We start from the raw sequence: 13,403 nt of genomic DNA, 5'->3' as shown, positions 1-13,403 counted from the left end.
TGAAATCTAGCGTAATCTGAAAACGATATACAAGATGCTATGTCCTACAATACCGATCTTGCGCGGCTTAGACAGATAAAGTATGGAAACGTTTCCAAAAACCTGCCCATTATTCCTGCACGCAACAACACGGCCGAACGGCCTGAAAAACGGGGAAACGGACCCAGCCATGACGCGGCGTGTCGAAGGAAAGGTCGTTCTGGTGACCGGCGCTGCCAATGGCATCGGGCGGGCCGCCGTTTTGGTGCTGGCCCGCGAGGGCGCGAAGATTGTCGCGACCGATCTGCAGGATGAGAAGAGCGAAGGCCTGCTGCGCGAATTGAGCGCCGGCGGCTGCGAGTGCGAATACTACCATCACGACGTGACACGCGAGCAAGACTGGCAGTCGGTCGTGGCCGCGATCAAGGCGCGGTTTGGCCGGCTCGATGTCCTCGTCAACAACGCCGGAATCGGCCTTTCGGGCCCTGTCGTCGATATGGCTTTCGCCGACTGGAAGCGGCAGGTGGCCGTCAATCTCGACGGCGTCTTCCTCGGCGTGAAGCATTCGCTGCCGCTGATGCGGGCTGGCGGGGGCGGCAGCATCATCAACGTTTCCTCGATCGCGGGGATCAAGGCGTCGCCGAACGTCTCGGGCTATTGTGCGACCAAGGGCGGCGTGCGGCTGTTCACGAAATCGGTCGCGCTGGAATGCGCCGCCGCCAGAGACGGCGTGCGCGTCAACTCGCTGCATCCCGGCATCACCGAAACCGCGATCTGGGACACGCTGATCGGCACCGTCGAGGACGGCGCGAACGGCGGACGGGAGCGCGGCCCGACGCTGGATAAGCTCACCGAACGCGCCGTCCCGCTCGGGTACAAGGCGGCACCTGAAGATATTGCCAACGGCATTCTGTGGCTCGCCAGCGATGAAAGCCGCTACGTCACCGGCACCGAACTCGTGATCGACGGAGGCAGGTCGATCGGCTGAACTGCGGGATCAAGAAGAACACGAGGCGGCAAGCATGTACCGCCGGCAAGCAGACGGGAGGTTTCAATGAGCCGTATTTTTGGCGCGGCCTGCCAGAACGGATATGTGGTGCGTGATATCCGCGCCGCGATGGATCACTGGGTCAATGTGATGGGCGTCGGGCCCTGGTACTACATCGACAAGGTCAAGACCGATTACTTCCGCCACCGCGGCCAGGACTCCGCCATGGAGATGAGCGTGGCGCTGGCGAACTCCGGCGATCTCCAGATCGAGCTGATCCAGCAGCGCAACGATGCGCCCTCGATGTACAAGGAGTTTCTCGATTCCGGCCGCGAAGGCTTGCAACACATGTCGTACTGGACCCGCGACTATCAGGCTCTCTACGACCGCGCGCTGTCGCTTGGCTATAAAGTGGGTCACGAGGGGCAGATCGGCGGCGAAAAGGGCCGCTTTGCCTATTTCGATACGCAGGCCCATCCCGGGACCGTGGTGGAAATTTCAGACATCAGCGGCAGCAAGGGGAGCTTCTTCGAGCACATCCGCAAGGTCGCCGCCGGCTGGGACGGCTCCGATCCCATCCGCGAGGTGGGTGGGCGCTGAGCGGCGCAGCGTCGCCAACGATTCAACAACAAGAACAGCAACATAAGGAAAAAGCGGATGGCAAGACTTCCTCTAATCGACCCGGCGGCAACCGGCGGCGACATACGCACGTCCTTCGACAGGATGCCGGTCGTCCTGAATATCTTCCGGATGATGGCGCATGCCGAGGCCAATTTCATTCCGGCGATGCGGTTCGCCAATTCGATCCTGCACCGCCAGAAGCTCAGCCACGTCAATCGCGAGTTGCTGATCCTCCAGGTCGCGCAGTGGGAGCATGGGGAATATGAGTGGCGGCAGCATGTTCCGATCGCGCTCGGCGTCGGCGTCACGCAACGGCAGATCGACTGCATCGAGCAGGGCAAATACGAGGACGCCGCCTTCAATGAGGCCGAAAAGGCGCTATTGGCGTTCGGCCGTGAAGTGATCGAGAACGTGCGCGTTGCAGCACCGGTCTTTGCCGCGATGCGCCAGCACTTCAGCGAGCAGGAGATCGTCGAATCGATCCTTGCGATCGGATTCTACATGACGATGGCGCGCCTGACGGAAGCAACCGAGGTCGACCTCGACGCCGCCGCCGGCATGACCGTCTTCGAGAGCAGCAAGAAGCGGTTGGGCTGACACCTGCACATTGACCACGCCCCCGGTTGCAGCGATCATCGACCGGTCCAAAGCAGCGATGGCGTGGAGCAAAGGCCATGACGGGTGAGCCGGGAGCGGGCGGGCCGCGACCACTGGGCGAGATCGCCAGCTATCACGCCCATATCTATTACGATCCAGCGACCACACGGGCCGAAGCCGAGCAACTGCGCAGCTGGATCGGCGAGCGCTTCTCGGTCACGCTCGGGCGCTGGCACGATGTCAAGGTCGGGCCGCACGATCAGGCCATGTACCAGGTCGCCTTTGCCCGCGAGATATTCCCCGAACTGGTGCCCTGGCTGATGCTCAACCATGGCAAATTGAGCGTTCTGGTCCATCCGAACACGACCAATCCGCGCCGGGACCATCTGGCCGATCCGATCTGGATCGGGCCGGCGCTCGCGGTGCATGCGGACAAGCTACCGGAGCACGCTGAAATGGAGCAGGCGCCGGTACCAAATACCAATCCGGTCCTGCGGCCCTGAGCGCCGCCGACCCGCCGGTGCGACCTTGTCAGAAGGCTTGAACCTGCGGATTGTGCAGGTCATGATGGCGGCCAAACACTTGTCTCGATTATGCCTTACTTTGGTTTGCATTATGGTGGGGACTTATTCGGTGAATCCTTTAGGAATCAGACGTGATTCCGAAGCGCCGAGCCGGGGATAGATGGGTAATCGTACGACCAGCGCAGCCGAGCTTGCTTCGCGCCCGCGTACCCGATTGTACCGCGAAGCGGCATTCGGGGTCGCGGCGTTCGCCATGGCATTGGGGCTGGCTGCCTGGGCGACCGATTTCGATCTGTCCCGCTGGGTCGATCCCGCATCCGCGAATGTTGCCAGCACAACCTCGTTCGACGAGCGGTTCGGTCCGTCCTCCGTGCGCCGTTCGCTGGCCATCAATTACCCCTCGCGTCCCGCCGTACGCCCGCAACGCTCTGACTTCGAGGCTGAGTTCGGGCATATCGAAAGCCAGTTGGGCGGACCATCGCGAGAGCAGGTTGTCCAGCCCGAGCCCGAGCAGCCTGCGCCAACGGTTGAGGCTGCGATTCCCTTGCCAAGATCCCGGCCGGTCCTGGCCAATCTTCAGTCGATGAGGAACGATCCGCCGACGGTCTCGGCCGATAACCGCACGATGTTCGAGAAGCTCGCCGACCTGGTGCCGATGCGCTTCTCGTTGGCGTCGCTGACGCCGGGAGACGGGCTGCTGAGCGAGCGCAAGGATCTGGCCGCGCTTGGCTACGACAGTCAGACCGCCGTCTACGATATTTCGGCCCGCACGGTGTACCTGCCGAATGGCGTCAAGCTTGAGGCACACTCCGGGCTCGGCAGCCTGATGGACAATCCGGCGCATGTCGACCAGCGCATGGTCGGCGCAACGCCGCCGAACGTCTACGATCTGAAACCGCGCGAGAAACTGTTTCATGGCGTCGCGGCGCTGCGCATGACGCCGGTCGGCGAAAACGAAATGCATGGGCGAAACGGCTTGCTCGTCCACAGCTACCTGCTCGGGCCCAACGGCGATTCCAACGGCTGCGTCTCGATCAAGGATTATGACAGGTTCCTGCAGGCCTACCGAAACGGCGAGGTGAAGCGGCTCGTCGTTGTGCCGAGCCTTCGCGAAGGCCTGACCGCATCGCGGCGTTCACCGTCTCCGTCATGACTTCGGTCGCCGGCGACGTCGCCGATTCCGATACGCCGTTGCGAGCGGTCTTCAAGATCAACCTGAACGGCGGGACGGTGTCGATCGCCACCGTCGGTCAGGCCTATCGCTTCATTACCAATCTCTCTTCGATCGAATGGATCGAATTCCGCGCGCTGCACGCCGATGCTATCAGTGCACTGCAAGGTGCCGCCGATAACGCGATGCTGACCGTGCAAGCGACCAACGCGCTGCGTGCGCTGTTCGTTCGCGCCAGGCTGTTGTGACGGCGCCGGGCCGTCCGGCTTGTCAGCTTATGCCTGGCGCGGCTATGTCTCATGAACACTTGAGAAAAATGTCCTAGGGAAACGTCCGCATGCCCAGAAGTGACGCCGAGATTGAAGACGATCGCCTGATCCGGGAATTGTTGCAGAACTGGGCGATCTGGCGCGATGCCGGCGACTGGGAGCGTTTCCGCACCGTCTGGCATCCGGACGGCCGTATGATGGCGACCTGGACGCAGGGCACCGGCGACGAGTTCATCGAAATCAACAAGCAGGCCTGGGCCAAGGGCGTCAGCATCCTGCACTTCCTGGGTGGTATTTCGGTCGATCTCGCCGGGAACCGGGCGATCTCGCAGACCAAGATGACGATCTCGCAGCGCGCCGAGGTCGAAGGCGTGCTGTGCGACGTGCTCTGCACCGGGCGGTTCTACGACTTCCTCGAAAAGCGGGATGGGCGATGGGGAATCGTGCTGCGCCAGCCGATCTATGAGAAGGACCGGATGGACCCCGTTACCCCCGGCACAGCGCCTGTTCTGGATAGGGCGTTGCTTGAGCAGTTTCCACAGGGCTACCGGCACCTCGCTTATCTGCAGACCCGCATCGGTTATACCGTCAAGCGCGATATGCCCGGTCTGAAGGGGCCCGAAGTCGAGGCGTTATACGCGCGGGGCGCGGCGTGGTTGAAAGGTAATCCGATCTAGCGCAGCGTCCTAAATCGTCGCGACGCTTGACGTAGATCAAGGAACCCGTCCAGTCCCCGGGACCAGCATGAAGCATCACCCATGGCAGGGGATGCGCATGGCAAGTCGCCTGGAGTTGATTTGGCGGGCGGCACTTTGCAGGCAGCTCGCACGGCGCGAACCACACAGCAAGGTGTATTGGCTGGCCGAAGCAGAGAGTTGGCTGCGTCTTTCCAGTGCACCGATCCATCTGGTACGGGCCCGCGATCGGGATCCGTTCGAACAGCTCCTTAGCCTGATAGATGAAGCGGCCGGACCTAGCTCAGCTCCTTGCGTACGGTCGCGGCCGCATCGCACATTGCCTTGAGCTTTCCGAACGCGACATGGCGCGGCATGTATTTCATGCCGCAATCGGGCGCGACAACCAGCCGATCGGCCGCGACATGCTTCAGGCCGTTGCGAATTCGGCCGGCCACCACATCGGCGGTTTCGATCTCGGGATTGCCGAGGTCGAGCACGCCAAGCATGATCTTCTTCGACGACAGATCTTTGAGCACGCCGAGATCGAGTTTTGGCTGCGCCGCCTCGATCGAAATCTGCTCGGCACTGGTGTCGGCGAGCTCGGCGAGGAAGGAGTAGCCGGCTGGCTTGGTCGAGCCGGGGACGACCGCGGCATAGCCGAAGCACAGATGCACCACGGTCGGCACGGTGATGCCCTGCAAGGCGCGGTTGATCGCCTTGACGGCGTACTGCCGGGCAAGATCGGGATTGTTGCGCACCCAAGGCTCGTCAAGCTGGATCACGTCGGCGCCGGCCTTCTGCAGGTCGAGCGCTTCGGCGTTGACGGCTTCGGCAAACGCCATCGCCAGCTCTTCGTCGTCCTTATAGTACTCGTTCTTGGCCTGCTGGCTCATCGTGAACGGGCCGGGCAGGGTGATCTTGGCCGCGCGGTCGGTGTTCTTGCGCAGGAATTCCATATCGTGCCGCTCGACCGGGCCGCGGCGTTTCACCGGGCCGACGACGCGCGGGACCGGCGTCGCGTGCCCGCTGCGCGAGGTGATCATCGCCGGATTTTCGTCGTCGATGCCCTCGAGCGCGGTGGCAAAGCGGTTCGAATAGCTTTCGCGGCGGATTTCGCCGTCGGTCACGATATCGATGCCGGCGCGCTCCATGTCGCGGATGGCGACGATGGTGGCGTCGTCCTGCGCCTCCTCCAGATGTTCGGCCGGCAGCCGCCACATCGCATGCAAACGCGTGCGCGGCACCACTTTGGACAGCATTGCGCGATCGACCAGCCATTCCGGTTGCGGGTAACTGCCGACGACCGTGGTCGGCAGCAGATGTTTGGGCAGGTTCATGATTACCTCCTTGCTCTTGTTATTCGCATAGCGTTTTCAAGCGAAGTGGATACCGGTTCGCGTGAAGAAAACGCGTCAACAAAAAAAGAGAATCAGGCCGCGCGCGTTGCAGTCGCAGCAACCTCGTCCTTGACCGGATTGCGCAGCACGCCGATGCCGGACACTTCGACTTCGACCACGTCGCCATCCTTCATCCAGAGCGGCGGTGTGCGATAGGCGCCGACGCCGCCGGTGGTGCCGGTGACAATGACGTCGCCGGGTGCGAGTTCGGTGAAGGTCGAGCAGTAGGCAATCAGGGCCGGAACATCGAACACGAGGTCCGAGATCGGCGCGGCCTGCACCTCGACGCCGTTGAGGCGGGTCGCAATGGTCTGCTTGCTGATATCAGGGATTTCGTCCGTCGTGACCATCCAGGGGCCGAACGCGCCGGTGCCGACGAAATTCTTGCCCGGCGCGAATTGCGAGGTGTGACGCTGCCAGTCGCGGATACTGCCGTCATTGTAGCAGGCATAACCTGCGACATGCGCGAGCGCCTCTTCGCGCGCAATGCGGCGGCCGGCCTTGCCGATGATGACGGCCATTTCGCCTTCAAAGTCGAAACGTTCTGATTCCAGCGGCCGGATCATCGGCTGGCCGCCGCCGACCTGGCTGTTGGCAAAGCGGGTGAAGGTCATCGGATGCGGCGGGGTGGGGTGGCCGCTTTCGGCCAGATGCGTGGCGTAGTTGACGCCGATGCAGAAAATCTTGTCCGGATCGGGCACGGTCGGCAGCAATTCGATTTCGGCCAGCGCGTAATCGGGCCGTTCGCCTTGCAGCGCTTTCAGTTCGTCGAGCGATCCCTTTGCGAGCAGCGACTTCAGGGTCGGATGCGCTTTCAGCCGCTTCCCGGCATCGATGATGCCGGTGTTCGTGATCAGGCCGTAGGTTACGGTCGGGCCGGCCTTGAAACTCGCGATCTTCATGGTGTGACACTCTCTTCGATGTTGGAAACGTAGGGCTGGATGGGCAGCACGATCTCGCCTGACCGGATCGGGACGCAGTCGGGCGGAAAGTCCTGGTGGAAATGCGCGCCGGCTTTCGCGGCGCGGTCGATAAAGCGTTCGAGATGATCCATGGCGCCGCCGGGTAGATCGTGCAGCACCATCAGGCTCCACGGCTGCGTCTGACATTGCTCGATGGCCCGGTCGGCCCAGCCGTCCGGATCATCCCAGTCTCGCGGGATTGCGTTCCAGAGCACGCAGCTATGCTTGTTGCGGATGAGGTAATCGACGACCGAAGGCTTCAACAGCCGCCGATCGAGATTGCCGCCGCCGCCGAACGGCCGGAACCAGCGCTCTGAATGGGCGAGGTCGCCGATCGCATCTTGCGTCCGACCAATTTCATACTGCGCCGCTTCGGGAGCGACTTGCTGCCCAAGCGGCACCGAATGCGTAAAGGTGTGATTGCCGATCCAGTGGCCCTCGTCGTGCGCGCGCCCTGCCAGCCGACGGCGCTCGGGGTCGCCAAGCTTTTCGCCGATCACGAAGAAGGTCGTCTTGATGCCGCGCTCGCGCAAGGTATCGAGCACGCGCGGCGTGACGCCGGGCTCGGGACCATTGTCGAATGTCAGCGTCAGGTCGAACACGCAGCTTCTCCGTCAGGTAGCAGGCTGCAGCGCCGTGGGCGCTATTTCTTCCGACGCAGCTTGTCCGGCGCGGGTGCCGGTCTGCCAGATCGCGGCCTTGCGCTCGATCCATTTGATCGCGGCGTTGAACGCGATCGCCATCGCCAGCACCAGCAGCACGCCGGCGAAGACATGCGGGCTGTCGAGGATGGTGCGGTAGCGCGAGATCAGATAGCCGATTCCTGCCGACGAGATCAGCATTTCCGACACCACCACGCCGACGATCACAAGCGCGCCGCCGACGCGCAGGCCGGACAGCACGGTCGGGATCGCCGCCGGGATGATCACGCGAATCAGACGCTGGCTGAGCGTCGCGCCCATGCTGCGGGCGGCCAGCAGCAATTGCGGATCGATGGTCTGGATGCCTGCGGCGGTCGCCAGCATCGTCGGTAGGAAGCCGTAGATCGAGGCAAAGGCGATCTTGGATTCCGAGCCGATGCCGAGCCAGACTGTGAAGACAGGATAGAGGATGACGAGCGGCACCGCATAGAGGCTCGAGACCATCGGCATGATCAGGATGCGCGGCCGCGGCAGGCTGCCGACGATGGCGCCGAGCAAAATACCGCCGCCGCAGGCGAATGCCATCGAGATTGCGACCTCATAGAGCGTCACGGCCAGCGCGTGGCCGTACTCGCCGGCCTCGTTCCAGCCGGCCGCGAGCGTCGAGGACAGCGATGGCAGGAACAGCTCGGGAATGAGGCCCGCGCGCGGCAGGATTTCCCACAGCGCGATCAGGGCCACCACGATCAATCTGCGAAGCGTTGCCGCGCTCATGCTCGCCTCATGCCGATTTGCGTATATGCCGCCAGATGCGGTCGCGCAGGCTGCCGAACGCGTCGCCGCTCAGCATCTCATAGGTGCGCGGCCGCGGCAGCGAGACCTGCAGATGATCGACGATGCGGCCGGGCCGCGGCGACATCACGATCACCTCGTCGGCGAGATAGACCGCTTCCGTCAGGCTGTGGGTGACGAATACCACGGTCTTGCCAGTCGCTGCCCAGATCCGCAGCAGCTCATCGCCCATGGTCATGCGGGTCTGCTCGTCGAGTGCCGCGAACGGCTCGTCCATCAGCAATACCGGCGGATCCTGCACCAGGCCGCGCGCGATCGAGACGCGCTGCTTCATGCCGCCGGACAGTTCATGCGGATGGCGCTTGCCGAAACCGTCGAGGCCGACGAGCTTTAACGCATCCTGCGCCCGGGCGCGGCGATCGCTTTTCGTGACTCCCCGCAACGCCAGCGGGAATTCGACATTCTCTTCTGCGGTGAGCCAAGGAAAAAGGCTGGCTTCCTGAAATACCACGCCGACGCGATTGGGGTCGGGCTCGGGGATCGGCGCGCCGCTGATCGTGATCGTGCCTGAGGTCTGCTGGCGCAGCCCGGCCATCATCATCAGGAGCGTGGATTTGCCGCAGCCGCTCGGGCCGACCAGCACGACAAAGCGGCCGGGCTTGACGTCGAGCGATACATTATCGAGGGCGACGACATCCTGCGTCGTGGTCTTAAAGACCTGCCCGACATTGCGGACCTCGATCGCGCCGGCCGGCTTCAGCGGGGTTATGTTCGCCAATGGCTGCATCGTGTTTCCACCCATCTGACCAGTTCATTGAAGGCAATCGCAATGGCCGCGATCATCACCACGCCGGCGAGCAACTGCTTCATCTGAAAATTCTCGCCCCAGGTCGCGATCTGATGGCCGATGCCGTCGCGCGAGGCGTACATTTCGGCGAGAATGACGCCGGTAAGATTGAAGATCATCGATATCCGCAGCGCCTCCAGCAGAACGGGGAGCATGCTCGGCAAATAGACGCGAAATGCGGTCTGCATCGGTGTCGCGCCATAGGAGCGGGCGACCGTCAGGTGTTCGACCTTGACCGACTCCACCGCTGTCGTGGTCGACATGATCACGATGAAGATGGTCGAGAAGAATCCGAAGCCGACCTTCTGCGAAAAGCCGACCCCGAACACCAGGATGAACATCGGCAGGAAGATCGATTTCGGGATGCTGAAGGCAAAGAACAGCAGCGGTTTCGCGACATCGGCGAAGTAACGGTTCTCCGCGATCAGGAAGCCGATCAGGGCACCGACGGGAACGGCGAGTGCGAACGCGGTCGCCACCTCGCTCGCGGTGACCACGAGATCCCTACGCACGCTCGCCCGCTGCAGGAGATCGCCCAGCGTGAAAAGCGTGTCGGAAGCGGAGGGAAGCAGGCGCGGATTGACGATGCCGGTCCGCGACAGGATCTCCCATATCGCAAACAGCGCCACTACAATGGCGATCCGCGCCGCCTTTACGCCAATGCCTGCTCGCATTGCGTCTGCCTCAGAACTTGGTCGGAACCGGCTTGAACTGCGTCGAGATGATCTCCGCCGCCGGCCCAAGGTCCTTCATGCCGCCGGCCTTGGCCATGTCGAGTGCGAGCTGAAGCTGCTCCGTGATCTTCGGCCCGTCCATGCTGCCGTCGGTTTCAAGCTTCATGATCGTGTTTTCGTATTCCAGCGCCGCGATCTCCGCGGGTATTTCATAAAGCTCGGTGATCAGCTTGACGGAGGCGTCCTTGTTGGCGCGCATGAACATCAGCGCGCCATAGAGCGCGTTCAGTGTCTTCTGCACCAGTTGCGGCTTGTCCTGTACGTATTTGTCGAGCGCGATCCACCCCGCAGCGAGGTTCGGCGGTACTTCCTTGGAGAAGTCGAGAATGCTGCGCGCTTCGCCCGATTTGGAGATCTGGAAGCTTAGCGGCGAATAAACCACCGCTGCGTCGACGTTTCCTGCGAGCAGGTTCGGCACCAGCCCACCGCCGCCGACGGGAACGCGGGTGAACTCGATCTTCTTGTCCTGCTGGGTCCACAGCGCCAGCAGGTCGGAGCCGGAGCCCGCGGAGGTGATGGCGACCTTCTTGCCTTTCAGATCGTTGACGCCGAGCGTCGATTTCGAAAGCGTCATCAACTGCCAGCCGTAATAGCCCATGGCGGCGTTCGCGAGCACCTTGGAGTTGACCCCCTTCTTGCGCCCGGCCGATACCAGCGAAGTCGCGTCGAGAATGACATCAGCGGCACCTGCCGCCATCGCCTCGAATGTCTCGGCTCCGCCACGATAGATCGTCAGCTCGGCCTTGATGCCTTCCTTCTCGAACAGTTTCTGGCGCACCGCGGTTTCCGCGATCGTGGTCGGCCAATAGGTTTTCGTCGGAAGCCCGATGCGGACGGTGTCTGCGGCTTGCGCCATGGCCGATGCGCCCAGCACGGTGGCGGCTGATATCGTTGCCAGTATGTGGCGTCGCGTGATCTTCATTGTGACGTTTCCCTTTTGCTTTTCTTGATTTGATGTTCGAGCGCTCGATCAGGCGGTGTCGCCATCTCCGGAAATTTTCGGTGCTGCGAGCTCGACGAGACGCATGGTGGTCTGGAAATGTGCCGCGAGCGCCGCGACCGCGGCATCGGCATCGCGCTTGAGCACGGCGCGCACGATCGCGGCGTGTTCGGACTCAACGTTGCGGGACTTTTCGGTGTTGCGTCGGATCGCTAATCGTCGATAGCGCTCGCTCTGCTCGTGCAGCACGTCGCGAAAGCCCAGCAGCCATTGCGAGCCGCAGGCATTCACCAGCGTACGGTGGAAGACGCGGTGCCGGACCACCCATTCCTCATAGTGATGCGTCGGATCATCAGGATAGGTGTGGGGAACGGCGCAGAGCGCCGCGAACGACTTCTCCACCGACGCAAGCCAGGCCGCATCGCCGCGCTCGATCGAGCGGCGCAGCGCCAGCCCCTCGATGTCGACACGGGTTTGCGTCACGTCGCGCAGGTCGGCCGGCGATACCGGGCTGACGCGAAAGCCGCGCTGGTCGGACGCCTGCACCAACCCGTCCGCGACCAGCCGCGACAGCGCTTCGCGCACCGCGGCGAGGCTGACCGAAAACTGTTTGGCGAGACCGGCGATATGCAGCTTCTGGCCGGGCAACAACCGGGTCGAGAGAATGTCCGCGCGCAGCCGTTCCTGAACGGCGGACGTCAGGCTGCGAGGCCGTTCGTGGGCAAGGCTGTCGCCAAAACTCAACCCGATACTGCTCATGGCGGCGCAGAGTGGCGAGGAGAGGCGAGATCGTCAATCGAAAATCGATTTTTCGGATAAGCTGCTGATCGATCACGTTTTCTTTCAAACCAGCTCGCTGTGGACGGATCAGCCCCAGAAATGTCCTCGTGGCATCGGCTCAAAATCATCGTGACAACCTCCCCGCACTCACCTAGATAGTTCGCGTGCGAAATAAATCGACCTCAGCATGATGAGCCCCCGTCGCGAGCACCGGCTGGTGTTCCTGCTCAACGTCGCGCAGCGCCGGCTGCAGCGCTGGATGATGGCGCGCAGGCAGGACAGCGGCGTAACCGCTACACAGGCCGGCCTGCTGTTCATTCTGGGCCAGCGTGACGGCGTGCTGATGGGCGAGGCGGGGGCAGCGCTCGATCTCGGGCCGCCCGGCATCAGCGGCCTGGTGGACCGGATGACGGCGGCAAACCTGATCAAGCGGCGCGCCGATCCCGATGACGGGCGCGCGTGGCGTCTGTGGCTGACACCGGCCGGCCGCGAGGCGATGGCGCAGTCGAAAGCCGGGCTCGTCGAGGTCAACGCGCGCCTCACTGATGGATTTACCGACGCCGAGATCGACGTCGTCGCGCGCTGGCTGACCACGATGCAAACGAGATTTCCCAGAGGAGAAGACGAATGACAGAGCATATCAAGATCGAGAAGAGCGACGGGATCCTGACGCTGACGATGGCCCGTCCCGACAAGAAGAACGCACTCACCAACGCGATGTATGGCGCGCTGGCGGATGCGATCCAAGCCGCCGAGACGGATGCATCCGTGCGCGTGCTGCTGATCCGCGGCGAGGGCGATATGTTCACTGCCGGCAACGATGTCGGCGAGTTCGCCGCTATCGCGACCGGCGCCGTCCAGGGCGAGCGGCATGTCGGTCGCTTCCTGCAGGCGCTCGCACATTCGAGCCGCCCGCTGGTCGCGGCCGTTCAGGGGCGCGCCGTCGGCATCGGCACCACGATGCTGCTGCATTGCGATCTGGTCGTGCTGGCCGAGAATGCGCTGTTGTCGACGCCGTTCGTCAATCTGGCGCTGGTGCCGGAAGCCTCTTCCAGCATCTTGATGCCGCTTCGCATCGGTTATGCCCGTGCCTTTGAGATGTTCGCGCTCGGTGAAGCCGTCGATGCCAAATCCGCCTTCGCCTGGGGTCTCGCCAACCGCGTAGTGCCGCTCGACAAGCTCGACGCAGAGGCGAGGGCATTCGCATCGCGTTTGGCGAAGCAGCCGGCGGGCGCCGTCAGCACCACCAAGCGGCTGATGCGCAACCCGGAACTTCTGATGGCGCAGATCAAGACGGAAAGCGAGCAGTTCGCGGCTCGCCTGAAGACCGCCGAGGCGCGAGAGGCTTTCGTGGCATTCGCCGAGCGCCGGCCGCCGGACTTCCTGAAGCTCGCCGCCAGCTAGTCGGACGAATTTTAGTAATCTTCCGCAGGTGAAAAATGCATCCTGGGATATGACGGGACGAGCGCGTCGTCATTCCGGGA

Annotated in this window: 17 protein-coding genes; 9 read left to right on the top strand and 8 right to left on the bottom strand. The window is 62.9% G+C overall.

The genetic code is table 11. The features are described 5' to 3' along the window. Window positions 1–169: 169 nt before the first annotated feature. The 7 genes from AC0QUY_RS09260 (at window position 170) to AC0QUY_RS09230 (ending at window position 4,826) form a co-directional block, all read left to right on the top strand. Window positions 170–967, top strand: coding sequence for an SDR family NAD(P)-dependent oxidoreductase (locus tag AC0QUY_RS09260; protein WP_475386607.1), 798 nt, complete (start codon window positions 170–172; stop codon window positions 965–967). A gap of 66 nt (window positions 968–1,033) precedes the next feature. Further along, a complete protein-coding gene (locus AC0QUY_RS09255) occupies window positions 1,034–1,567 on the top strand; it encodes a VOC family protein (protein WP_475386606.1) in 534 nt (177 codons plus the stop codon). Window positions 1,568–1,624: 57 nt separating this feature from the next. After that, the gene (locus tag AC0QUY_RS09250) at window positions 1,625–2,185 is read left to right on the top strand and encodes a carboxymuconolactone decarboxylase family protein (RefSeq protein WP_161849568.1); all 561 of its coding nucleotides are present in this window, start codon (window positions 1,625–1,627) and stop codon (window positions 2,183–2,185) included. A 77-nt stretch (window positions 2,186–2,262) separates the two neighbouring features. Continuing rightward, the gene (locus tag AC0QUY_RS09245; protein ID WP_161849567.1) at window positions 2,263–2,688 is read left to right on the top strand and encodes a DOPA 4,5-dioxygenase family protein; all 426 of its coding nucleotides are present in this window, start codon (window positions 2,263–2,265) and stop codon (window positions 2,686–2,688) included. Between the two features lie 181 nt (window positions 2,689–2,869). Then, window positions 2,870–3,862 carry a DUF2778 domain-containing protein gene (locus tag AC0QUY_RS09240; RefSeq protein WP_475386605.1) on the top strand — a complete coding sequence of 331 codons (993 nt, stop codon included), beginning with the start codon at window positions 2,870–2,872 and terminating at the stop codon, window positions 3,860–3,862. After that, on the top strand, window positions 3,859–4,128 hold the full coding sequence (locus AC0QUY_RS09235; protein WP_475386604.1) for a hypothetical protein: 270 nt from the start codon (window positions 3,859–3,861) through the stop codon (window positions 4,126–4,128). The genes AC0QUY_RS09240 and AC0QUY_RS09235 overlap by 4 nt, the downstream gene beginning before the upstream one ends. 89 nt (window positions 4,129–4,217) lie before the next feature. After that, window positions 4,218–4,826 carry a nuclear transport factor 2 family protein gene (locus tag AC0QUY_RS09230; protein WP_475386603.1) on the top strand — a complete coding sequence of 203 codons (609 nt, stop codon included), beginning with the start codon at window positions 4,218–4,220 and terminating at the stop codon, window positions 4,824–4,826. 296 nt (window positions 4,827–5,122) lie between these two features. Here AC0QUY_RS09230 and AC0QUY_RS09225 read toward each other — a convergent pair whose 3' ends face one another. From AC0QUY_RS09225 to AC0QUY_RS09190, 8 genes are all read right to left on the bottom strand, one after another. Next, entirely contained in the window at window positions 5,123–6,163 is a 1,041-nt protein-coding gene (locus tag AC0QUY_RS09225; RefSeq protein WP_202639165.1) for a uroporphyrinogen decarboxylase family protein, read from the bottom strand. A 92-nt stretch (window positions 6,164–6,255) separates the two neighbouring features. Beyond that, the gene (locus tag AC0QUY_RS09220; RefSeq protein ID WP_475386602.1) at window positions 6,256–7,125 is read right to left on the bottom strand and encodes a fumarylacetoacetate hydrolase family protein; all 870 of its coding nucleotides are present in this window, start codon (window positions 7,123–7,125) and stop codon (window positions 6,256–6,258) included. Further along, entirely contained in the window at window positions 7,122–7,787 is a 666-nt protein-coding gene (locus AC0QUY_RS09215; RefSeq protein ID WP_475386601.1) for a polysaccharide deacetylase family protein, read from the bottom strand. The genes AC0QUY_RS09220 and AC0QUY_RS09215 overlap by 4 nt, the downstream gene beginning before the upstream one ends. A 12-nt stretch (window positions 7,788–7,799) precedes the next feature. Then, window positions 7,800–8,600 (bottom strand): ABC transporter permease, encoded by an 801-nt coding sequence (locus tag AC0QUY_RS09210; RefSeq protein ID WP_475386600.1) that lies wholly within the window; start codon window positions 8,598–8,600, stop codon window positions 7,800–7,802. Between the two features lie 7 nt (window positions 8,601–8,607). Continuing rightward, on the bottom strand, window positions 8,608–9,405 hold the full coding sequence (locus AC0QUY_RS09205) for an ABC transporter ATP-binding protein (RefSeq protein WP_475386599.1): 798 nt from the start codon (window positions 9,403–9,405) through the stop codon (window positions 8,608–8,610). Next, entirely contained in the window at window positions 9,384–10,139 is a 756-nt protein-coding gene (locus tag AC0QUY_RS09200) for an ABC transporter permease (RefSeq protein ID WP_475386598.1), read from the bottom strand. Before AC0QUY_RS09200 ends, AC0QUY_RS09205 begins: the two co-directional genes overlap by 22 nt. 10 nt (window positions 10,140–10,149) lie before the next feature. Then, the gene (locus tag AC0QUY_RS09195) at window positions 10,150–11,121 is read right to left on the bottom strand and encodes an ABC transporter substrate-binding protein (protein ID WP_161849558.1); all 972 of its coding nucleotides are present in this window, start codon (window positions 11,119–11,121) and stop codon (window positions 10,150–10,152) included. A 48-nt stretch (window positions 11,122–11,169) separates the two neighbouring features. Further along, the gene (locus AC0QUY_RS09190) at window positions 11,170–11,898 is read right to left on the bottom strand and encodes a GntR family transcriptional regulator (RefSeq protein WP_475386597.1); all 729 of its coding nucleotides are present in this window, start codon (window positions 11,896–11,898) and stop codon (window positions 11,170–11,172) included. 208 nt (window positions 11,899–12,106) lie between these two features. On the opposite strand from AC0QUY_RS09190, the gene AC0QUY_RS09185 reads away from it, so the two are divergent. Next, a complete protein-coding gene (locus AC0QUY_RS09185; protein ID WP_475386596.1) occupies window positions 12,107–12,550 on the top strand; it encodes a MarR family winged helix-turn-helix transcriptional regulator in 444 nt (147 codons plus the stop codon). Further along, window positions 12,547–13,323, top strand: a complete 777-nt coding sequence (locus AC0QUY_RS09180) for an enoyl-CoA hydratase (protein ID WP_475386595.1) — start codon at window positions 12,547–12,549, stop codon at window positions 13,321–13,323. Before AC0QUY_RS09185 ends, AC0QUY_RS09180 begins: the two co-directional genes overlap by 4 nt. Window positions 13,324–13,403 lie beyond the last annotated feature (80 nt).

It is taken from the genome of Bradyrhizobium sp. WYCCWR15520 (assembly GCF_056174665.1).
The sequence above is the reverse complement of the archived record's forward strand: the minus strand, read 5'-3'. Positions and strand labels throughout refer to the sequence as shown.

Coding starts and splice junctions, on each gene's coding strand:
- AC0QUY_RS09260 (WP_475386607.1), top strand. CDS start 170: ATGACGCGGCGTGTCGAAGGAAAGGTCGTTCTGGTGACCGGCGCTGCC.
- AC0QUY_RS09255 (WP_475386606.1), top strand. CDS start 1,034: ATGAGCCGTATTTTTGGCGCGGCCTGCCAGAACGGATATGTGGTGCGT.
- AC0QUY_RS09250 (WP_161849568.1), top strand. CDS start 1,625: ATGGCAAGACTTCCTCTAATCGACCCGGCGGCAACCGGCGGCGACATA.
- AC0QUY_RS09245 (WP_161849567.1), top strand. CDS start 2,263: ATGACGGGTGAGCCGGGAGCGGGCGGGCCGCGACCACTGGGCGAGATC.
- AC0QUY_RS09240 (WP_475386605.1), top strand. CDS start 2,870: ATGGGTAATCGTACGACCAGCGCAGCCGAGCTTGCTTCGCGCCCGCGT.
- AC0QUY_RS09235 (WP_475386604.1), top strand. CDS start 3,859: ATGACTTCGGTCGCCGGCGACGTCGCCGATTCCGATACGCCGTTGCGA.
- AC0QUY_RS09230 (WP_475386603.1), top strand. CDS start 4,218: ATGCCCAGAAGTGACGCCGAGATTGAAGACGATCGCCTGATCCGGGAA.
- AC0QUY_RS09225 (WP_202639165.1), bottom strand. CDS start 6,163: ATGAACCTGCCCAAACATCTGCTGCCGACCACGGTCGTCGGCAGTTAC.
- AC0QUY_RS09220 (WP_475386602.1), bottom strand. CDS start 7,125: ATGAAGATCGCGAGTTTCAAGGCCGGCCCGACCGTAACCTACGGCCTG.
- AC0QUY_RS09210 (WP_475386600.1), bottom strand. CDS start 8,600: ATGAGCGCGGCAACGCTTCGCAGATTGATCGTGGTGGCCCTGATCGCG.
- AC0QUY_RS09205 (WP_475386599.1), bottom strand. CDS start 9,405: ATGCAGCCATTGGCGAACATAACCCCGCTGAAGCCGGCCGGCGCGATC.
- AC0QUY_RS09200 (WP_475386598.1), bottom strand. CDS start 10,139: ATGCGAGCAGGCATTGGCGTAAAGGCGGCGCGGATCGCCATTGTAGTG.
- AC0QUY_RS09195 (WP_161849558.1), bottom strand. CDS start 11,121: ATGAAGATCACGCGACGCCACATACTGGCAACGATATCAGCCGCCACC.
- AC0QUY_RS09190 (WP_475386597.1), bottom strand. CDS start 11,898: ATGAGCAGTATCGGGTTGAGTTTTGGCGACAGCCTTGCCCACGAACGG.
- AC0QUY_RS09185 (WP_475386596.1), top strand. CDS start 12,107: ATGATGAGCCCCCGTCGCGAGCACCGGCTGGTGTTCCTGCTCAACGTC.
- AC0QUY_RS09180 (WP_475386595.1), top strand. CDS start 12,547: ATGACAGAGCATATCAAGATCGAGAAGAGCGACGGGATCCTGACGCTG.